Origin of the sequence: Bacillus proteolyticus, from assembly GCF_001884065.1 — a bacterium.
Classification (GTDB): domain Bacteria; phylum Bacillota; class Bacilli; order Bacillales; family Bacillaceae_G; genus Bacillus_A; species Bacillus_A proteolyticus.
The window spans coordinates 1-19,735 of sequence record NZ_MACH01000036.1; the positions used below are offsets into that span (position 1 = coordinate 1).

A 19,735-nucleotide genomic window follows, 5' to 3' on the forward strand; every position below is an offset into this window, starting at 1 on the left:
GTAATAGTATCAGTATGTCCAAGATTTAGAGATTACCTGCAATTATCTTGAAGTTTTCGCACCAGAACCATTTAAACTTACTACACTTACATGTGCATGATTTGCATCATAATAATATGGGTTGCTTGCATTACAAAATATAGACCCCCATGATTTATCTATTCGGCTAGTAAAAGTTTCAAGATATGCAAAATCAAGCTCAAGAACATTTTTTAAACTAGTCATACGATATTCCCTCCTCTCTATTTATTTCTTCAATATCTTCTTTATTTCATTATATATTTAAATATTTTAATTTTCAGTTTTTTGATTAAAATATTTCCAAGGAGAAATGAAAGTAAACTTTTACATAAAAGTTTACTTCCAATATCATTAAAAGAAGAATCCAAAATCAAAATGGATTCTTCTTTTGTTAAATTTAAATTAAAAAATCAAAATATCTCAAACGCTAATACGTTCACACAGAATTTTGCTTAAGTAATAACCCTTGTGCGCAATAGTGAATAATGTCTCTCCTTTTAACAATTCCTATAAAAATGCCTTCGTCATCTATAACAGGAACAAAATTTTGCTCCATAGCCCTTGATAAAAGGTCTTCGATTTCTGCATTAATAGAAACTGGTTCATTAGAACGGTGTAAAGAAACATTACTTAAGAGAACTTGATGAGTATTGTTAAAACTTAAAGATGATGTATTTTTGAGTTTCCAAAGCAAATCTCCTTCTGTAAGTGTACCTGCATATTCCCCTTTATCATTGACTAAGGGGATAGCTGTATATCGATGGTGTTCCAACTTTTCTAAAGCCTGGCGCATCGTTGAATTTATATTTATATATGCAAGTTCACTCTTGGGTGTAAGAAAAAATGCAATATTCATTTTATTGATTGCTCCTTTAACATTTCATTTCCTTTTAATTTGCGTATTTTACTCATAACATTATTTAAAATATATAGTTCAAACTAAGTTCTTCTGCATAAATTTCTATTTAATGGATTATCTCTTATTTCTTTTTAACAAACAAGTATTTTTATAAAATTTTATCATAAAATACCATATTTTACTTTTCGATAAAACAAAAAAGCCCTATTTTACAGAGCTTTTAATCATTAATAATAGTGCTCCCCATCACTATCAAGCTAACAGAAACAAATATTCCAAACAGAAAACTTTGGGGTCTGTATAGCAGTGAAAACGAATCACGTAATAAGCGTTAGCGGACATTATTTTCTCATTAATACCTTAAAAACCATATCCACTTCCTCTTTACTCTTACCAAGACTAAGGACTTCTTTGCTAGTTTCTAATAATACTTGTCGCGATTTACCCATGTGTTATCCAATCATTGAAATCAGCGTAATTTTTATATACATTTTCTATAACATTATCATTCCAGACATTTTTATATTCATCTCTACCCAGTTTAACATTATACTCACTGATATCACCATTTGCATTTAGCCATTCAGGGTTTCTGTGAGCATGTCTGTGGTTGAACGTTCTTGCCTTTTTTAATGTTTTAAATGTAATCGGAAAAGGTTTTTCTTCTCCATCTTTGCAACCAATCACTCTATATGTCTTATTTCGTTCGCCAACAGTTTTAAAATAAGGTTCTGTAAAACGTTCTATTTGTCTCATATGAACATTCCCCTTTCTAAACATCTTAGATACATTATATAAAATTAATTACCTTGTTATCGAATATAATAATAAAAAGAACTTGTAGTATTTCTACAAGTTCTTTTTATTTTTCATGCAAAATGAAAGTATTCTTATAGAAATAAATATACATACAATTAACAATAATTTATATATATAAAATGAAGGTATAGTTATGTCCACCTATAAACTATAAAAACAGACATTTGTTAACTATTTCTATTTTCGTTCGTTGTGTTCGTTTGTTTTGTGAAATCTAATCACATCCTCTTAAAAGAGCTGTTACGTTTGTAGCGGTTTCTTTTGTTATAATGAGATAAAGGGGAGATGAATTGTGTTAAAAGAAAAAGAATTGCTACATTATCTAATAAACGCTACTGATTACATAGGAAATCCATCAGAAATAAACAAAGCACCAGGCATTAAAGATAAACTTATTGAACAAGGCTATTTAGAGGATGTAGACGAGATAAAGTTTACAGAAAAAGCTATAGACTTACTAAATAACTTTTATGAAAAGCACGCTTCTCATGTGTTGGAAGTACTTAAGATGTTGAGATTACCATTATACGAAGTATCGTTTGATGAAATATGTTATTGGATGGTAATGGAAGATCAAATGTATTGTGTTAAGTATCTTCTCAAAAGGTTAGATGAAGACGGAAAGATTCAACTTGATAAAAGTAATAATTGGGGTACACCTATGAAGTACTAGTAGATAAATGATTAAGAATCTATTTAGAGCGTTTTTTCACATTTTAAGAAGGACAAGTATATATTGGGGAATAGGACAATCTAACCGCTATTTTATTCAATACACACACTCTTTCACATTGAGAGTATCCAAACGGGTGCTTTTTTCGTTGTTACATAAAAATTACACATTAAACATATATTTATACGCATTGTTACTACAAGCGGAAATAAAAGTAAGCTTATAACCTATTTTTACACATATCTCGGCTGTACCTCTTGGAGAGATCAAGAAATTGCTCAAAGCAATGTTATTGTGTTTGGAATAGGGATGCTTTTATTATTATTTATAGTGATTTTTAATAGACGTAATCTTGGTAATTTCAGATAGGGGTAGCAGTATGGGGGAAAAGAAATTTATAAACTATGAGAAAGACCCAGAGTATTTAAACGACTATGTAGCATTTACAAGTAAAAAGTTTGGAAAAACCTATTATTTGACTACAGACGTTAAGGGGTACACAGAGTATGAATTGGAAGCGTATATTGTAGAACTGGAAGCATATAAGAAAAAGAGAAGAAAGAAAAATTGGATATACTTTGGTTGTTTTGTATTGTTTTGTATAGTCTTGTCAGTAATAGAGGGGTATCAAACCGGTGAACTAGTTGCGAAAGGTAAGCCAATAGAAGCACCTGTTCTTGGGAGACATGTTGAGAACGAGTATCTTATCTTTGAACGCCCTACTTTAGAATTGATTGTTGATGATAAAGTTAAAAAGTTATGGGTAGGGCAAGAGTTGTATGACAGTATAATTGTCATGGATAAGGTGAAGGTAATTGAATATAAAGGTGAGATTAAGTTAGACCCTAGATACAAAGGTGAAGACTTAATTATAAGGTTTATTAAAAAGGAAAAAGAAGTAGGAGAGTAAAATAAAAAAAGGTGTGGTATCAGTATGGAGATGAAAGATAAGGGGCAAGAAATTAAATGAAAAGAATAAAACGATAAGCCTTTAGCTTTTGGTTTTATTCTTTTCATTGTACTCAGGTGTTTTTGCTCAAATCCCCGAGATGGGGGAATTAGCTATAAATCTATAATTTTTCATTTCAAAAATAAAAATTATAATTATTTGAAATATTTCAATTGAAATGTATATGTTTTGACATAATCATTTTTAAAAGACGTTAAAATCCTTTGTTTATAAGGATTTTTTAATAATCCGCTTGCTATTCCCCCATTTCGAGGGGATGGGAAAAGAAACCCAACACTGGATTTTAATACAATAAATGTGGCGAATAAAAATGTTGTAAGGGAAAACATTTAGTCTAAGCAAAAAAATAATGTGGTTAGTGGATATCTAATAGGCCAAATTAATGCGCTATTACTAGGTGGATTTACCAAATAGGGGAGGAATATTAATGTATGAAAAAGTGGATACAATATTATCTGAAAATAGTTCAGATAACTACTTCTATGATCATGAATTTATGTATGTACAAGAGTTGATAAATGGATTTGCTGACATTGATTGGGAGAAATTGGTTCAAAGTCTAAAAGACAGAGATGATAAGTATAAAATTAGATTAGTATATTGCATAGATGAAGATACTGGAATGAATGGATTCAATTTATTACTAGATTTACTCAATGAGAATGATGAAGTAGCTGAATATGTAATAGATTCTTTGCGTTCTTTTAACAATGAAGAATATAAAAAAATAATCGCTTCCAACAAGAAAATAATGGATAAAGCAGCGAGTTTACTGAAAAATGCCAGTCTACCAGTTAAGAGAATTTTAGAAACATTTTTACAGCAAAATAAACAGTCTTAGTATTTTTATATTTGGGGTACCGCCAGCATTTTAGAAAAAACTCATGTTAAGCAAAAAATACAATGAGCCGTCCGTATGGACGGCTCATTTACATAATTATCGTTAGCGGAAGTCATTTTAAAATTCTATGTGTCGATTTTTTCTTTGCCCTTACGGATAAACCACCATATCAAAGCCACAAATAGCACGAAAAGCGGTATTATTTGAATAAAGAAAAATCCTTTCCAAAAATAAAGTGGATTATTATATGTAAATTCTGTTGACGCCTCATTTGTATAAGAAACAAACGAACCTACCAAACAAGAAATTGGAATTGTGAGTAGATTTATCGCTAAACAGATCATTATCAATGATAGATTTTTAGCCTTAATTTTTGGTGAAACAGACATGAAAAATAAAAATATTGAAGTACCGGATATAAGAAAAAATGGTATTACATAAAAAATTAACATAATATCCCTCCATGATTTTGATTGTACCATCAGCAAAGACTACAATTTCTAGTGCGGAAAAAAGAAAATCTCCAGGAACAGTAACTTCAAGTTTTAATCTTGAACGAAGTTTAGGGACTCAAAAGAAATTAATGTATAATAAGGGTTCAATTGGTGTTATTCCGCAAGAAATTCGAAATAAGTTGGTTGGAAAATAATTCAAATCATTCGATGAATTTAGAGCTGAGTTTTGGAAAACAGTTGCTGATTCGAGCTACGCAAACGAATTTAATCGTATGAACAGAATGAGGATGCTGGAAGGTAAAGCACCTTATACTCCCGGATCAGAGCAGTATGGAGCACATAAAGTGTATGTCTTACACCACAAGCAACCTATTCATCAAGGGGGCGATGTCTATAACCTTGATAACTTAATCATTGTATCTCCTAAGACTCACCAAACCATCTTAGACCCTGCTTATCATTTTGGAAAAAAAGGGTTATAAATTTATAAGGGGAAGATAACATGAACAGTAAAATGACTAAAGATGAGCTTATTAAACTTGTAGAACAAATATGTGATCCTAAATTACCAGATGAGTTGGGTAGTAAGTATATTGATATCTTAAAGGCGAATGTGCCTCACCCAGCTCTGAGTGATTTGATTTTTTGGGATTTTAGAGACTTAACGCCAGAAGAAATAGTAGAGATTGCTTTGAACTACAAAAAAAAAGAAGAGAAATAAAATATTAAAGGACAAACTGCCCACCTAAAAATGGACGGCTTTCTTCATTATCTAGATCTAAGCCAACTTACATAAAAATCACTAGCCGTAATATAGTAATTATACCCCTTCGAATTATAAACACGATACTGCGGATACCCATTGACATTTACCTTTGCGTCGATTGTAAATCCTAAGCCTGCATCTAAAGTACCAGCCACATCTTTATCTTGCCAAGATGGCTTTTCATAGAAACATAGATTGTTAACCTTAGAAACAACGCGCTTCCCTACAATAAATGGAAGTTTTATTTTAACTGGATATCCATTTTGATAATAGGAGGAAAGAAATATATGCTATTTTTAAAAAATCCAGAAGATCCAGTGTATCAGTTTTTAGCAGCAACATTTCATCAAGATACATTTTACGAAGAAGCACTTCAAGAGTTACTTGAAGAAGAAAGTACGGAATATTTACAAGACGCTATTATTTTTCTAACTGAATTTATTCAAAGTGATTATAGTGATAAAGAAAAAAATGAGTACATACAGTTTTCTGCAGATGGGATATATTTTGAAGGATTAGGAATAACACCATTAGAATGGCTTGAACAAACAGTTAAAACGATAAAACAAGCATTAAAAAATAATTAGTACAAATTGAACGCCCATAATAGGCGGTCTTTTATGCATATTACTTCAAATTCACATACGCATTACTAGCCGTATTGTAGTATATATTCCCTGTCAAATTGTGTACTTTGTATTGTGTTAATCCATTGACAGTTACTTTTGCATCAATGGTAAATCCTAAACCCGCATCTAAAGTACCAGCCACATCGAAGAACTTTACCACTAAATTATAACGGTAATGCTATAATTGGACGAGTTATCGACAGAGGATCAAACAGTGCTTCGGATGCAGAAAATGCTGTGATTGTTTTGAAAAAAGATAACCAAGGAAGTTTTATTATTACAGGATATCCAGAAAAGTAGAGGAGAGAATTTATATGGAAAATAAATATAGCTCATATAAAGAATTAGGTAATTTTTTAGCAGGGACATTTCACCAAGACATGGAATCGCCTGAGGAAGCTCTTAGTGAATTTATAATGGAAGTTAATAAAGTCTGTATCGAAAATACTATAAATGATATACTTTCATTTATAAACGGTAATTTAACTGATAGTGAAAAAGAGGAATTTATTACATTTAAAACTTATATTTATTTCCCTGCATTAAATTTAACAGCTTTAGAATGGTTAAAGCAGACTCTTGAAACACTAAAAAAAGCTATAAAAAGTAAAGAATAAAATTACACTAAACAAAGCAGACTCTATATAAGAGCCGGCTTTTCATTTTGCCATTTAACTTGTACAAAATATGAACTATATGTAATATAGAATACACTTCCACAAGAATTTTTCACTTTATATTGTCTCGACCTATTAACTATTACTTTATCAATGATAGTAAATCCTAATATCATGCTGTTACTTTTGAAAATATATTATACTTATACCTGCTCCAAATTATCTCGGATCAAACCAAAGACCTATTTTCCCCCACTCAAACGTAATATCATCACGTATCCCATCACTTTTTCCTAATTCCTCAATAGGCCATTCTCTTTATTCAGCTACATATCGCCAAAAATCATGCTCATTCATAATTGGTTCGTCTATCTCTGGATCATCTATTCTAAGATCAATAGACCAAATTACTTCATTTTTAAAGAAAATACCTATCCTAAAACTTTTGGTACTTATTTTTGTAGGTGCTAAAAGTCTTACCACCGTAGTTTCATCATCTATCTTAATCATTTTAATATCATCTTTATTAAATTCCAAAATAACTTCTCTTAGTGTGCAATTAGGAGTTATGACAACTTTATTAATCTCTAAAACCCCTTGCTTCAAATTATTCATTATCTTATTCCTCCGCCGTTATTTTCTATGTTTTTGACTGCCTTTTGAATCTTCATTACTTCCGCTTCATCTAATTTATAATTTTTGAGTTTAACTATTTTAGGAGGTGTTTCTTTTAAAGATGCTGCCCATTCCTCTATGTAAAGTACATTTCAATAACTCTCATTTTAAAATCAATCGAAAAAGTTCTTCTAATTTTCCCCATCAAAAATCCCCTCCATAATAAACAGTAACTTTCTTTCAACTGTCTACTATAAGGGGATAATACCTCAATACCGAGGTCATCTCTATTCAATCATCATACTGTTACTTTTGAAAATATATTATACTTATACCTGCTCCAAATGATCTCGAATCAAACCAAGGACCTATTTTTCCCCACTCAAACGTAATATCATCACGTATCCCATCACTTTTTCCTAATTCCTCAATAAGCCATTCTCTTTGTTCAGCTACATATCGCCAAAAATCATGCTCATTCATAATTGGTTCGTCTATCTCTGGATCATCTATTCTAAGATCAATAGACCAAATTATTTCGTTTTTAAAAAAGATTTCTACTCTGAAATTTTTGGTTCCTATTTTGGTTGGGGATAATATTCCTACAACTGTAGTTACATCATCTATTTTCATTATTTCAATATCATCTTTATTAAATTTCATAATAACTTCGCTCAGGTTAAGATTAGGAGCTATTAAATCTTTATTAATCTCTAATATACCTTGCTTCAAATTATTCATTATCTTATTCCTCCGCCGCTACTTTCTATGTCTTTGATTGCCGCTTTAATTTGTCTTATTTCCATTTTATTCAAATTATAATTATTGAGTTTAATTATGTTAGAATCATCTGTTAATACCTCTACATTATTACAAATACTCGTCTTGTAAACATATTCTCCATCTTTATCAACTTGTTGCAATAATTTAGGATCAAATTCTATTCCTTTTTCTCTTAATCTAGCCATAGTTTGTTCATCCAATATTGGTTTTGCTTTCCCTTCTCTTACAAGTTGTGGAAAATCCGGGGTGAATATTTGTTCTAATCCACCTGCTCCTAATTGCGGATTTGCATGTGTCATTCCTCTAGCTGAAGGTAAATCATCAAGCATTTCAAAACCTATTACTTGGAATTTATACTCTCCTGTGCGAGCTGCTGAAGGATATTTGGAGATAGATATCGCTGTAGTTCTTCAGCGAATAAATGAAACTCATCTTGAATCGATAGATTCATACAAAAACGCCATCCTTTCTGTATATTTCTACAAAAAGAATAGCGTTTTTTTGATTATATGGATACAAATTTATCTTAGCTTGATAGCGATGTATGGTGACCCCTAATATGGAGATTGTGAAGCATAACTTAAATTATATAATTAGTGAAACAAACTACTTTGACTCAATATTAATACTTATCCCCTGTTATTAAATGGAAAAACACTTGTTGATATGTCCGACTTATACAATTGCTCTAATATCTTTTGGTCTTTACAATATACTTTTGCATAACCATATTTATTTACTAAATCAATTCTTACAAAAACTGTTTCTTCGGTATTGCACCACCACTCAAAATATTTATCTGAAAATGATTCTCTCTTAATTTTATTTAAAGCTGCCGTTTTTTTAAACTCATCAATTTCACTAATTTTAGCCCCACGTGTTAGCCAAGTTTTATGCTTATTAACCATATAATATTTAATTGCATCATCATCTAAAAATTCTTCTATATTGTCAGCTCTAATGAAAAAACGTCCCATGCAGAAACGATATATTTTCCCATCCTCATCAATACAAGGTCCAAAATCTCCTGCATAATGATAATCCATACATTGAACATAGTATTTTCCGTTTTCCTTTGTAAAAAATTTAAGTTCATATTTTTCTTCAAATGTATTGAAGAAAAACATATCCATTCGGAAACCTTCATAAAATCTTTCACCAATTTTATACCAAATACCACCAAATGATACTTGAAAATCAATTACTTTATCAAAAAAAGGTATTCCTTCATTGGCAAATACTCTTTTAATCTCATCTTTATTTTTAATTGTATCAACTTTCTTACCAGATAATATCATGTCATTTACTGTCTCAGATAGAATTTTTTTCTCCATACTTTTTATACCCCTCATATGAATTTTTGTTACGAATTTTATAACAACTATTCTTTAGATTATATATTATATATATTAACTCTTGTGACTATCTACATAAAGGATATAGGCCAATAAAAAATCACTTCTCGTTCTCAATTTTTTCGTTTTGGGGTATTCGCTTTTCTTAGCTTGATGGCGATGGGGTATCGCCATCATTTCGGAAAAAAACCACGCTAAGCAAAAAATACAATAAGCCGCCCATATGGACAGCTTATTTACATAATTATCGTTAGCGGTAGATAACTTGGTTTATATTAACTCCCACTCCTCTTAGAGAAGTTCCGACAAGAATATGGATTTGAAGGTGTTACATACGAATTACCTGACCCCATTAGTCGGTGATTGGTAGAATATGGCCAAAATGCTAAACTTATTAAGTAAGAGAGGAGAACTAATTAAATGATTAAGCCTTTATATGCAGAAAATATTATAGTAGGTGTAAAATATAAAAATAAGTTCAATTGGTATATAACTGAACCGGATTTATGGTATTTAGATTATAATCAAGCTGGGTACTCTCCTAGTGAATATCCAAAAGAAAGAAAAGGCATTAGTATTTTAAATGAGACTACAATAGCTAATTTTTTAGAAAAAATAGAAAAATACGAAAGATTTACAGAAGATATTAGGTTAGAATTTTTAAGAGAACTAAGAACTAATAGAGAAGAAGCCTATTATGATTATAATCCATGTTTCCTGATAGATTTTGAGCGTTTAATTTTTTATTCTAATTATCCGGAATCAATATCTTTTGAAGAATATATTCCGAATAACTGGAGAGGTTATTTACAGCGATTTGATGAACAAGTACTCTATGAGTATAGATACTGGGAAGATAAGAATAAAAGCTATTTAGTTAGAGAAGATTAAGTCATGCAAGAAAAATTGCCAAGCCGACAGACCAAAAGCAAAGGAAAGAGATAAAAAATAGCAAAGCGTAGGAAATCATGTATAAAATATTCATAGAGAGTTAACATAACGCAATATTATTGGTAGCAAGGACACAGTCGACCCCTACTCTTACAAGGGATCCACCTTTTCTTTTTCTATGACTCTATTCATTTTTTTATACATTCCTATTCTGGCATGGGTTTTAGGGGTCTCGTTTGTTACTGAATTAGCTGAAAAACTGCATAAAATTTTGCATACTCTTAGCGTGGTTTTTTTCCGAAATGCTGGCGGTACCCATTAAATAGCAAGTGTAGAGATTGCTTGTTTGTAGATTAGTTGTTGTTTACCATGAACCATCATTAGGACGGTAAATTTATCTGTTGCAAGGATCTTCCCACGTACTGGAACGCCATTCTTTAAAAATACAGTAACTTCCCCTTTTTTCTCTTTCAATTGTTCATACATATCTTCTTGTAAATTAAACATGAAATGCGCCCCCTGGTTTGTTTGGATTTATTTTTCTTCTAATACCTGTTGCTTTTCACTGTTGGATATTTGTGATTCCCATTCACTTTCTATTTTTCTAAACCATTTTCCTATTTTGCTTAGATAATATCTTTTTACTTCATCATAAGGAATCCAAATTTCACGTTCCTGTATTTGATTCATCACTTCATGAAGAATCTCATCATGTTCATACTTTCTAGGTTTTCTATAATGTGTTTTTACAAACTGTGTATATTCTCTACGTAACCGATTAGAAATATGTTCTTTTTGTTTTTGCTTGAGATGTGACCATTTTTTATTTGTTTGAAGGGTTTTTCCATTTACTTTTATGTGGTTTTTCATCGACACTCATCTCCTTTTACTAGCAAAACGAATATATAACTTGTATAGTGATAATAAAGTTATTGAATTTTGATTAAAAAAGATAAGAGCCTTACTACATTCTATATGCAGCAAGGCTCTTTAAAGTTGTTTCAAATTATATCCATCTGCTTATGTAATGCTTAAAAAATGAATAATAAAGTTGTTTACTTCTTATTGAACTAACGCCCCCGTTAGTTTAAGTGTAACTCTTCACAATTATTTCATATTATATAGGTGAATAGAAAGATAAATTAGAATTTAGTTTATAGTTATAAAAATAAGTTATTTATACCCTTATAATTCTTCAAAAAGGAGAGTGTATGAAAAAGATTATTGTTTTTGTATTAACGATATTTATATTATTCTCAGGATTCGCAACAAAAAGTTATGCGTTGTCAGATTCGAAATCTGTGGCAATACAAGCATTGCTAGATGATGCCTGTCGTACATCAGGTGTGCCTGGAATGTCAATCTCAATACTTGCTGATGGTGAAGTGTTCTACTTTTCTTCTGGGTATGCAGATCTTGAAAAGGGCCTGTCTGCAAGTGAAAATACACTCTATGAGTTGGCCTCGGTGAGTAAAGCTTTTACTGGTATGGGGATTTTGCTATTGGAAGAGCAAGGGCTGCTATCAATGACTGACCCTATCCAAAAATATTTACCTTGGTTTACGTTAAAGTATCAAGGTAAACCTGTTGATATGCAAAACCTTACACTAAATAACTTTCTTCACCATACCAGCGGCCTAACAAATATTAAACATCTTCAAAATATTCCACAAGGTAATACGCCTGATATGTTGCAAAAGACTGTGGAAACGCTGGTAGATGCAGAATTGGCGTTCTCTCCCGGTGAACAATATAACTATGGAACCGTTAATTATGACGTATTGGGTTTGGTTATTGAGATTGTATCACGACAAAGCTATGAAGACTTTATGAAGGAACAGGTATTTCTACCCTTAGGTCTTCACCAGACGTATGTTTATAAAGAAGATGCTCAAGCCACTGGACAGTTAGCACAGGGCTACCGTTCTTCCTTTTTTATAACAACTCCATTTAACGCTCCGGATTATGCTGGGAATAAACCTGCCGGCTATATCATTTCTAATACAAAAGATATGGCGCGTTGGATGGGCATACAGATGGGTATCGTGCAGGACATACCCGAAATATTTCACAAGGCCATCGAAAAATCACATAGGGGTGATATGTCTGTTTCGGCTGTCAATGATATGTATTATGCGGCAGGTTGGTCGGTAAACGCCGAACAAACGTTTATAGAACACACTGGGGGTAATCCAAATTTTAGTACCGAAGTAGCCATACTGCCAAATGAAAGAACAGCCATCTGCTTACTGAGCAACGGCGCAAATACCAATATAAACCTGGTACTAAAAGTTAAAAATATATTAAACGGCAATCTAGCTCAGTCATATGAGATAAGCGGCACACAGCTTTTGGACATCATTTTGTCGTCTACCACAATTATTCTTTGTCTATTAGCCGTTCTGTTATTTTTCTTAGGATTAAGAAAAAGGAAAACGAATGAGCAGCAGCCAATGACAAAAAAGAGAACAATCGTAACAATTATTTTCCTAATCGCTACGATTGCCCAGTGTATAATGTTTTTTGCCTTCGATTGGTCAACGATACTTATTTGGCAAACATATAGTGTTCTTACAGCTTTAATTTCGTCAACATTATTAACAGCAAGCATTACTTGGTTTGTATATACTCACCGATTAGATGCCTCGGTCCGAAAATAAGTATAATATTAAGTAAATAAATCCTAATTTATCGATATTCTTAATTTAAAAAACAGAAGACACCTCGGTGTCTTCTTTAATGTCATCGACACTTCTCCTAGTTAAACCCACTTGCTATTTCTTTCACTAACCTGCCTCGTTAGTAGAAGAAGGATTTTTAAACAACTATATTATTTTTTAAATGACTTTATTGTAAATTAAACAACTTTATTATCTCTGTACAACTAGACGTTTCAAAATCGTGTTTAAGCGGCTTGTTATACCTTCTTAATACAAAACAAAAAGGTACACGTTTTACAAGAAATCTATCCGAGATAAAAATAATATATCTATTTCACATAAAATAGTATTCAAAACAGACGAGATCGAATCCATTAAGCGGATTAATTAGGATGACAGTTAAATGTAGACTATTGATTATGTTGTTTATTTTTTATTAAATATTACGGTACGTGAAATTTTATGTTTCCCTTATTAAAAAAGCCCCCATAGATCTTACACATATGAGAGCTCCCTAAGGGTATTTAGACTTTCGACTCCATTCTATTGTAACAGGCTTTCACCATACATGAGAAACATAATGAACCAAAAACAGACAATCATAATAAGAAACTCTTTAAACCCTTGCTAAAAGGAAATACGACCTTCTTCCATTCTACATGCCCCTTTTCTTGATATCTTTTTATATGTTAAAATAAAGAGGAAAGAAATGTGCCAATTTCTTTCCCAGACGGTCACTCATGACTTTGCTCTTTGTTTGCTTTTGCAAATGAAGAGCTTTTATTTTGCATACTTATACTTGCTTTCCAGCATCGCATAACGTAATAACTTTAACTTTGTTTCTTTTTTCAATGCTTTCCATTCCGATACAGCAATCTTCATTCTTAATTCCTCCATTAATTAAATTTGTTATTTATATAGACTTATAAGTTCCAGTTATAAATTTTTCTAATTTGCTTATCGCTAAATCCTTTATGAATAGCGAAGATTTCTGGGAAATCAGAGATACACAAATCAATAATTGTATTGTCAGTTGTTCTTATATAGTAATATTGAACAGCTCCCTCATAATTCGAATATAAATAGTACTTATGGATCTTATAATCTAATCCATTTTTCTCTAATACCTCATAAAGCTTATTTTTAGTTTCATCCATTACGTCAAAAATGGTTAACTGCTCCATCATTAACAGCTCCTCATTACGTAAATTTACTAAACTAACTCTAAGAACAAGGTCGTTTCATTATGTTCATTGGTATGAACATTAAACTTTTTCCCAGTAGCTTCTAATGCACTAAAAAGCATTCTTTTATAGCCTAAGTCCATAAAATCTACACTTATTTGACCATGATTCATAATAAATTGAAGATCAGCCATCATCTTTTTAACTTTACGTTCCATATAATAACCTCCCAAATAAAGTTATATAACTTATAATACTTTTTATAAGGAGGTTTTAGAATGGCAGTTAATAAAGAAAAGAACACTCAAATTTTAGTAACATTTACAAAAGAACAAGTGGAACAAATAGAAAATTATTGGCATGAAAATAAGCTGAAGAATCGAAATGAAGCAATTCGCCAGCTCGTAGAGAAAGGGTTAAGTCGTAAATAATGACTACCCTTTTTATTTTTCCTATAAAACCTAAAAATACATTTAAAGTTCGTATCTACCTTTACATACGTTTTTATAACAAATATGACTTATTGTATTAATAAGTGCATTGAAATCTCATACAACCAAATCTGAAGAGTCGTTTTTTAGTTAAACTGATTTTTTTCATGTATTCTTTAAACAAATGAAAATAGAGCCGGATTTTCATCACAGCTCATGTATTAATTGGTTCTGTATGTGTACATGTAGGATATTGAGAACAGCCAAAAAACTTATTTCCTGTTTTATTTGAATTACGAATCACTAAATCATGCTCACATGTTGGACATTTCCGTTCTGCAGGTTTTACCCCTTGATACACATCTTCAGCCGAATATTCGGGATTAATTTTATTAATCAACTTCTGAAGTTCTACACGATCTATTAGTTTTACATTACAAGCTTCCGCTAATTCCTTTGCTTGTCTTGTATATACACTGTTTGTTACAACCCAGCCCTCATGTGCTTTGTAATAGGCTTGTGCTGCATAAATCTCTTGTACGGCACTGATGCCGACTCTATTTTTCATCCCGTATCGTTTCGCCTGGATTACAATACGACTTTTCCCCTTCAATACCAGATCCGCTCCGAAATCATTTGACTGCTTTGTGACTGTTGGAGAATAACCCAACTCTCGAAAGAGAGCTTTTAGGTATACTTCGAATTGATGGCCGTCCATTTTGTCTATATAGCGAATACCGGACTTAGCCATTCGCTTTAATATTCTTCGCTCCTGGATCTTCCGGTACATAAATTTACAAATATGAAAAAGAACATAAAGGATAAAACCATAAATCAAAATCTGTACTATGTTTGGCATTCCTGGTAGATTAGACACTTCTCTCCACCTCTTTAATTGGTTTCATTTTCTTTGGTTGAGCTGTTTCTTTTGGCTGTTGTTCACTCACTTGTTTCTTCCGGACATCGTTCCAATCTTTTTCATGCGTTGGAATGTCCTCTTTAAGATCTACAAAGCATTTCATCGTCTGAATGAAGTCTTTCCCAGCCTTATCATTATCAACCGCCATAATGACCTCTTTAATATCGTGCCCTTCTTTTTTCGCATCCATTAAAGATTGAATCACCGTTTTTGACTTCAATCCATGCATGGAGACCAGGCGAGCGTTTTGTATTTTATTTTGCTTGATACTCCAATGGGACAACATGTCGATTGGATCTTCATAAAAAATAATCTTATCCGGATTGCCTACATCAACTGTAAAACCTGCATGAATCCTTTCGTAATTCGGGACAATTTGTTTAAAACTTCCTCGTTTATTCTCCATTTTGACAGTACCTTGGCGATTCATTCCAATTACTTTTCCTTTACCTCCTTCTTCTCTCCATTTGAACACGACATTATTTTTCTTATCCTGAGCGATGAGATCCTTTTTAATTAACCAGTTCACTAAACGAGGATCTATTTTCCGCTCATCAATTAAGTACTGCTTGATCTCTGTTTGTTTCTGCACCTCTAAGTGTTTTGGATAGATGAAGGGTTGCTGTTCTTTTTTGCGTTCTTCTTCAGCTTTTGAGCGATCAAACTCTTTGTAATCCCCTATATTTATATCTAATACGGCTTGTGGAAATGTCATTTCATAGTACATCATCGCAAAGCTAATCGCTCCATATCCCTTCTCCCCTCGACTATTCCAGGCGTATTGATTCCCTTTAATAATGAGACTGTCATGCTCTGTATGACGGTAATAGTTTCCTTCTTTCTTAAACGTTTCTCCCTTTGCTTCGAGATATGAAATCAAGTCTATATTTCTTGCTTTCATCGCGTCCTCCGTACTGACATGTGACATTACGGAATCCCCCCTTTACTCTATAAAATGAAATAAAAAAGAGGACTATTCCGTTTCATAGTCCTTTTCTCTTAATCTACAATTTCAGCTTTATGGTTCTGTTTCTTGATCCTCAGCTTTTTAACGATTCTTTGACCAAATAACAATAACGTGTTTAAAAGGACAGCTACAAGAAACATACAGCCCGCAAACAGCCATACATTCATGACATGACCTTCCATTCTAAATCTTTCTGTAAGAACACATATAATTGTTTTTGTTCCGACAACATTTTACGCACAGCTTGAATTTCTTTTTTAGATAATGAGATGAAAATGAGTTCTGTTTGATCTTCTTTTTCTGCCCAAACGCCCTTGTAATCAATGTCTACGATTTCCACAATGTTTCCCATTCCTATTCGCTCCTTTCATTCTAAAAACAAGAAAGAGGGCTTTACATTTGCCCTCTTTTGACTTCTATACATAAAAAAATCACTTTTCGCTTTCTCAATTGAGTAACAAAAAATGATTTAATCTGGTTTTCCTGCTATAAAATTTTTCATCGTTCCATTTCCATTGTTTCTCTTTTTCTACTTACTTTCTTTGTAGCCTTCGGCTGCTCTACATTACCAGGCTCTGGCTCCTTTTCTTTTTCTTTACTATTCGTTTGTTTTCCGTTCAATGGCTGAAATTTTTTATCTACATCCATTTCCTTTGAAGTTGTAGACTGATTCACCGTTATTCCTTCTTTCCCAAGCTTCTCATCCACCTGGTTTTCTAATTTCACTACGTGTTCTTGGCTTACCAGCTCATTATCAATCGAAACGTACTTTGTTGTATAATACCGCTCTTCAGCTTTTACACGAGTGACAATACTATCAATATTATCTGGTGTTTCTTCATATTGTGAGCGTCTGTATTCTTCGTATTTCCGGCTTAAATCCTTATCTAAAGTAGCTGACTCTTTTTCTTTTGAAGGTTGAATTTGTTGATCTAAAGAAGCAATAGGTGCATATCCTTCCTTCTTCATCTCTTTATACAATTCCACTTCTTTTTCATTAAATGAGGGATCTTTTTGTTCTTCCGCTTTATCAACTAAAAGTCCATATCGTTCATCTTTTACAATTTCATCTAGACTCATATTTGCATCCTTTTCATAAACAACAAATGACAAATTTCCTCTCCCATCAAAGATAGAACTTTGAACCTTTTCATATAAATCTGGTTTCAAAATGTTATCTAAATAGACATTTTCTCGTTTCCCGTTCTTTTCCATTAGAGAAACATATAAATCGTCCCGATCTGTTTTATCTTGATTCCATACAGACAAATAATTTATATCTTTCGTAACAGCATCCATCATGTGGATTCTTGCCAGTTCTTCATCTTGTATACCGTTTGCTAATACTTCAATTGTAACTAAGTGGTTGGGTGTTTCTTTCAATTTTTCTAATGTATTTTCCTGTGCTTTTTCCAGCGGTATTTCTTTGTTATTTCTATGATTCACCACCTCATCTCGTAACGCTTGCTTCACTTCATCCGATAGATACCTTTTCTCGTTTAATACTTGTTCATACGGAGTCTTGTAGTCTCCATCCCCCATATCCAAACGATCCATACTCACAAGCTCCATTCTCCCAAAATCCCTATCTACTTCTTTTGGAATGACGATATGATAACGAGTTTTATCATATGGTACGTATTCATCTCTTTCTCTTGCTTCCTCTTTTGCTTTTTCAATATTTGAAATGACATCAGACATTTTTTCATTTGCCTCTCCAAATTGAATCAATTGATTACTTTTAAAATTTTCATTTTCACTCCATTGAATTAACATAGTTGGACGAGTAATGTCATTCTGATTTAGTGCTGCATATTTTTCTTGATTTGCCACGTTAAATGCCTCTATAAATTCTTTATCACTTAATTGTTCTCCACCTTCTACAGGCTCAAACGCTCGGTTTCTATCTACTTGCTCCCTTAACCCTGTAACGGAAACAAGCTCTTGTGTCGTATTACTTAAACTCATGTATTCCACCAATAAAATATTTTTTTCATCCTGTTTTTCATTTTCTTTTGCCATACCTTCCACCTCTTTTTCTTTTTCTTTTGTTTTTTCTTTTTCCTTTTCTAATTTGTTTTCAATTGTCTCAATAAATTCAATGGAAGTTTCATGTACTTCTTTCAACAACTTCGTTTTATCTTTCATTTCTTTTCCTTGTGTCCAGCTCGCCAAATAGCCTAACGAATATTCACTTGTATCAATCCCAAAATAAGAAGAAACGGCATAAGCGGTCATTTCTGCTTGAAACTCTTTTTCTGGTGCTGTGTAATTCATATGCGTCTCTGCTGTATGAAGTTTAGCGTGTGCCAATTCATGAAGAAGAGTTTTTACATTTTGTAATTCACTGTTTCGTGGATTCAAAGCGACCTCTTTTGTTAAGGTATAGCTCACACCTTTTGCGACGCCCAGTTCTGATTTTGGTGCAATGATTTTCACACCGTTTTTTTCCGCAATGGCTTCCATTCCTTTGTACAAACTCTTATAATCTGTAACGCTTCCTTCTAGCCAACGATTCGGAAAAATACGAGGTAGATCTTTTGCTGTTGCGCTTGTTTGAGACACATCAAACACATGGCCAACAGCAAAATATAAGCGCCCTGGTTTCACCTCCACACTTTTAGAATCAATTTGTTTTTTCTCTTCCTCATTTGCTTTAGTTACTGTTTTCCAAGTGCCTTCTTTGTCTTTAAATTTTGCTATAGTTCTGTTTGGAACAAGGATCTGGATTCCTTTCTCACCCTTTTTAACCGCAAACCCTTTTTCTTTCCAAAAAGAAAAGGAACCAACTGCCCTGGCTCCTTCAAATTGACTCTGTATTAATGAAATATTAGATGGTGAATAGTGATAAAACTTTGCCATAAACGATAAATAATCTTTCATATCCCCTGGTGTACGAAAATAGCCTTCTATGCTTTTTTCCATCTTTTTTGTTAAAGCTTGCACCGCTTCTTTCTTTTCCTCTGGTGATTTTGTTTGATACTTTTTCTTATTATTTTTACTCATGATCTTCTCCTACTCTTTCGCTAGCTCTTTGCAATTCCTCCATGTCTTCTTCATTCCATCTTTCCGTTGTATCAAAGAAAAGCGCATGTGTTTTCAGGTTAACCGGAACTAACATATTCTCTTGATTCATAACATGAACTGCAAGTTCTTCCTCTTGTTCTCGTGTGATTTTGATTGTTAATTCTTCATCTTTTACAAGTAAAACTAATTCACCTTCTCCAACCTCTTTAATAACTCCTAATGCGATATCTTCACGAAATAATAACATCCTAAT

The 19,735-nt window shown here is 32.4% G+C and carries 27 protein-coding genes and 5 pseudogenes; 11 read left to right on the forward strand and 21 right to left on the reverse strand.

The features are described 5' to 3' along the window. Positions 1-69: 69 nt before the first annotated feature. The 3 genes and pseudogenes from BAQ49_RS03990 to BAQ49_RS04000 all read right to left on the reverse strand — a co-directional run. Positions 70-225 (reverse strand): annotated as a pseudogene (locus BAQ49_RS03990) (GNAT family N-acetyltransferase); the annotation flags it as partial. Positions 226-457: 232 nt separating this feature from the next. After that, positions 458-877, reverse strand: coding sequence for a CBS domain-containing protein (locus BAQ49_RS03995; RefSeq protein WP_071744276.1), 420 nt, complete (start codon positions 875-877; stop codon positions 458-460). A gap of 444 nt (positions 878-1,321) precedes the next feature. Continuing rightward, entirely contained in the window at positions 1,322-1,636 is a 315-nt protein-coding gene (locus tag BAQ49_RS04000; protein WP_244159073.1) for a hypothetical protein, read from the reverse strand. A 355-nt stretch (positions 1,637-1,991) separates the two neighbouring features. Between BAQ49_RS04000 and BAQ49_RS04005 the strand changes: the two genes are divergently transcribed. The 3 genes from BAQ49_RS04005 to BAQ49_RS04020 all read left to right on the forward strand — a co-directional run bounded on the left by BAQ49_RS04005 (position 1,992) and on the right by BAQ49_RS04020 (position 4,183). Next, positions 1,992-2,372 (forward strand): hypothetical protein, encoded by a 381-nt coding sequence (locus tag BAQ49_RS04005; protein WP_071744278.1) that lies wholly within the window; start codon positions 1,992-1,994, stop codon positions 2,370-2,372. A gap of 379 nt (positions 2,373-2,751) precedes the next feature. Continuing rightward, positions 2,752-3,282 (forward strand): hypothetical protein, encoded by a 531-nt coding sequence (locus tag BAQ49_RS04010; protein ID WP_071744279.1) that lies wholly within the window; start codon positions 2,752-2,754, stop codon positions 3,280-3,282. Between the two features lie 487 nt (positions 3,283-3,769). After that, positions 3,770-4,183: a hypothetical protein gene (locus BAQ49_RS04020; protein WP_071744281.1), complete on the forward strand. Its 414-nt coding sequence runs from the start codon at positions 3,770-3,772 to the stop codon at positions 4,181-4,183. 125 nt (positions 4,184-4,308) lie between these two features. On the opposite strand, the gene BAQ49_RS33410 is transcribed toward BAQ49_RS04020, so the two are convergent. Further along, entirely contained in the window at positions 4,309-4,635 is a 327-nt protein-coding gene (locus BAQ49_RS33410; protein WP_016127901.1) for a hypothetical protein, read from the reverse strand. Positions 4,636-4,667: 32 nt separating this feature from the next. On the opposite strand from BAQ49_RS33410, the pseudogene BAQ49_RS04030 reads away from it, so the two are divergent. Continuing rightward, a pseudogene (locus BAQ49_RS04030) lies at positions 4,668-5,120 on the forward strand (T7SS effector LXG polymorphic toxin); the annotation flags it as partial. 20 nt (positions 5,121-5,140) lie between these two features. After that, positions 5,141-5,359: a bacteriocin immunity protein gene (locus BAQ49_RS04035; RefSeq protein ID WP_071744282.1), complete on the forward strand. Its 219-nt coding sequence runs from the start codon at positions 5,141-5,143 to the stop codon at positions 5,357-5,359. Between the two features lie 47 nt (positions 5,360-5,406). Here the strand turns inward: BAQ49_RS04035 and BAQ49_RS04040 are convergent. Continuing rightward, positions 5,407-5,634 (reverse strand): annotated as a pseudogene (locus BAQ49_RS04040) (N-acetylmuramoyl-L-alanine amidase); the annotation flags it as partial. A 57-nt stretch (positions 5,635-5,691) separates the two neighbouring features. On the opposite strand from BAQ49_RS04040, the gene BAQ49_RS04045 reads away from it, so the two are divergent. Then, a complete protein-coding gene (locus BAQ49_RS04045) occupies positions 5,692-5,991 on the forward strand; it encodes a contact-dependent growth inhibition system immunity protein (RefSeq protein WP_003193834.1) in 300 nt (99 codons plus the stop codon). A 40-nt stretch (positions 5,992-6,031) separates the two neighbouring features. Here the strand turns inward: BAQ49_RS04045 and BAQ49_RS31060 are convergent. Continuing rightward, positions 6,032-6,178: pseudogene (locus BAQ49_RS31060) on the reverse strand (N-acetylmuramoyl-L-alanine amidase); the annotation flags it as partial. Between the two features lie 38 nt (positions 6,179-6,216). Here BAQ49_RS31060 and BAQ49_RS33415 point away from each other — a divergent pair. Then, a complete protein-coding gene (locus BAQ49_RS33415) occupies positions 6,217-6,333 on the forward strand; it encodes a hypothetical protein (RefSeq protein ID WP_232294839.1) in 117 nt (38 codons plus the stop codon). 14 nt (positions 6,334-6,347) lie between these two features. Then, positions 6,348-6,650: a contact-dependent growth inhibition system immunity protein gene (locus BAQ49_RS04050; protein WP_003193839.1), complete on the forward strand. Its 303-nt coding sequence runs from the start codon at positions 6,348-6,350 to the stop codon at positions 6,648-6,650. Between the two features lie 318 nt (positions 6,651-6,968). Here the strand turns inward: BAQ49_RS04050 and BAQ49_RS04055 are convergent, their stop codons facing one another. The 5 genes and pseudogenes from BAQ49_RS04055 to BAQ49_RS04070 form a co-directional block, all read right to left on the reverse strand. Then, positions 6,969-7,265: a hypothetical protein gene (locus BAQ49_RS04055; RefSeq protein ID WP_244159074.1), complete on the reverse strand. Its 297-nt coding sequence runs from the start codon at positions 7,263-7,265 to the stop codon at positions 6,969-6,971. A gap of 123 nt (positions 7,266-7,388) precedes the next feature. Continuing rightward, positions 7,389-7,470, reverse strand: a pseudogene (locus tag BAQ49_RS34200) (helix-turn-helix domain-containing protein); the annotation flags it as partial. Between the two features lie 101 nt (positions 7,471-7,571). Further along, a complete protein-coding gene (locus tag BAQ49_RS04060; protein ID WP_016127893.1) occupies positions 7,572-8,006 on the reverse strand; it encodes a hypothetical protein in 435 nt (144 codons plus the stop codon). Then, positions 8,006-8,377 carry a hypothetical protein gene (locus tag BAQ49_RS04065; protein WP_244159075.1) on the reverse strand — a complete coding sequence of 124 codons (372 nt, stop codon included), beginning with the start codon at positions 8,375-8,377 and terminating at the stop codon, positions 8,006-8,008. Before BAQ49_RS04065 ends, BAQ49_RS04060 begins: the two co-directional genes overlap by 1 nt. A gap of 300 nt (positions 8,378-8,677) precedes the next feature. Then, positions 8,678-9,382 (reverse strand): hypothetical protein, encoded by a 705-nt coding sequence (locus tag BAQ49_RS04070; RefSeq protein WP_016127902.1) that lies wholly within the window; start codon positions 9,380-9,382, stop codon positions 8,678-8,680. A gap of 441 nt (positions 9,383-9,823) precedes the next feature. Between BAQ49_RS04070 and BAQ49_RS04075 the strand changes: the two genes are divergently transcribed. Next, on the forward strand, positions 9,824-10,294 hold the full coding sequence (locus BAQ49_RS04075; RefSeq protein ID WP_071744283.1) for a hypothetical protein: 471 nt from the start codon (positions 9,824-9,826) through the stop codon (positions 10,292-10,294). Positions 10,295-10,612: 318 nt separating this feature from the next. On the opposite strand, the gene hfq is transcribed toward BAQ49_RS04075, so the two are convergent. After that, on the reverse strand, positions 10,613-10,801 hold the full coding sequence (gene hfq / locus BAQ49_RS04080; protein WP_071744284.1) for an RNA chaperone Hfq: 189 nt from the start codon (positions 10,799-10,801) through the stop codon (positions 10,613-10,615). Between the two features lie 27 nt (positions 10,802-10,828). Beyond that, complete coding sequence (locus BAQ49_RS04085; protein WP_071744285.1) at positions 10,829-11,164, reverse strand: transposase; 336 nt, start codon at positions 11,162-11,164, stop codon at positions 10,829-10,831. 341 nt (positions 11,165-11,505) lie between these two features. On the opposite strand from BAQ49_RS04085, the gene BAQ49_RS04090 reads away from it, so the two are divergent. Beyond that, positions 11,506-12,954, forward strand: coding sequence for a serine hydrolase domain-containing protein (locus BAQ49_RS04090; RefSeq protein ID WP_071744286.1), 1,449 nt, complete (start codon positions 11,506-11,508; stop codon positions 12,952-12,954). Positions 12,955-13,877: 923 nt separating this feature from the next. On the opposite strand, the gene BAQ49_RS04095 is transcribed toward BAQ49_RS04090, so the two are convergent. Both BAQ49_RS04095 and BAQ49_RS04100 read right to left on the reverse strand, forming a co-directional pair. Next, entirely contained in the window at positions 13,878-14,141 is a 264-nt protein-coding gene (locus tag BAQ49_RS04095) for a hypothetical protein (RefSeq protein WP_071744287.1), read from the reverse strand. Between the two features lie 26 nt (positions 14,142-14,167). Continuing rightward, positions 14,168-14,356 carry a hypothetical protein gene (locus BAQ49_RS04100; protein ID WP_071744288.1) on the reverse strand — a complete coding sequence of 63 codons (189 nt, stop codon included), beginning with the start codon at positions 14,354-14,356 and terminating at the stop codon, positions 14,168-14,170. 60 nt (positions 14,357-14,416) lie between these two features. Between BAQ49_RS04100 and BAQ49_RS32755 the strand changes: the two genes are divergently transcribed. Further along, positions 14,417-14,569, forward strand: a complete 153-nt coding sequence (locus tag BAQ49_RS32755; protein WP_016128420.1) for a ribbon-helix-helix domain-containing protein — start codon at positions 14,417-14,419, stop codon at positions 14,567-14,569. A 214-nt stretch (positions 14,570-14,783) separates the two neighbouring features. Here BAQ49_RS32755 and BAQ49_RS04105 read toward each other — a convergent pair whose 3' ends face one another. The 6 genes from BAQ49_RS04105 to BAQ49_RS04125 all read right to left on the reverse strand — a co-directional run bounded on the left by BAQ49_RS04105 (position 14,784) and on the right by BAQ49_RS04125 (position 19,729). Next, positions 14,784-15,446 (reverse strand): restriction endonuclease, encoded by a 663-nt coding sequence (locus BAQ49_RS04105; RefSeq protein WP_071744289.1) that lies wholly within the window; start codon positions 15,444-15,446, stop codon positions 14,784-14,786. Beyond that, positions 15,439-16,416 (reverse strand): DUF3991 and TOPRIM domain-containing protein, encoded by a 978-nt coding sequence (locus BAQ49_RS04110; RefSeq protein ID WP_071744290.1) that lies wholly within the window; start codon positions 16,414-16,416, stop codon positions 15,439-15,441. Before BAQ49_RS04110 ends, BAQ49_RS04105 begins: the two co-directional genes overlap by 8 nt. A gap of 71 nt (positions 16,417-16,487) precedes the next feature. Continuing rightward, the gene (locus tag BAQ49_RS33865) at positions 16,488-16,622 is read right to left on the reverse strand and encodes a hypothetical protein (protein WP_257145058.1); all 135 of its coding nucleotides are present in this window, start codon (positions 16,620-16,622) and stop codon (positions 16,488-16,490) included. Then, a complete protein-coding gene (locus tag BAQ49_RS04115; RefSeq protein WP_071744291.1) occupies positions 16,619-16,807 on the reverse strand; it encodes a hypothetical protein in 189 nt (62 codons plus the stop codon). Before BAQ49_RS04115 ends, BAQ49_RS33865 begins: the two co-directional genes overlap by 4 nt. Positions 16,808-16,953: 146 nt before the next feature. Then, positions 16,954-19,461 carry an LPD25 domain-containing protein gene (locus BAQ49_RS04120; protein WP_071744292.1) on the reverse strand — a complete coding sequence of 836 codons (2,508 nt, stop codon included), beginning with the start codon at positions 19,459-19,461 and terminating at the stop codon, positions 16,954-16,956. Next, the gene (locus BAQ49_RS04125) at positions 19,454-19,729 is read right to left on the reverse strand and encodes a hypothetical protein (RefSeq protein ID WP_071744293.1); all 276 of its coding nucleotides are present in this window, start codon (positions 19,727-19,729) and stop codon (positions 19,454-19,456) included. Before BAQ49_RS04125 ends, BAQ49_RS04120 begins: the two co-directional genes overlap by 8 nt. Between the last annotated feature and the right edge of the window lie 6 nt (positions 19,730-19,735).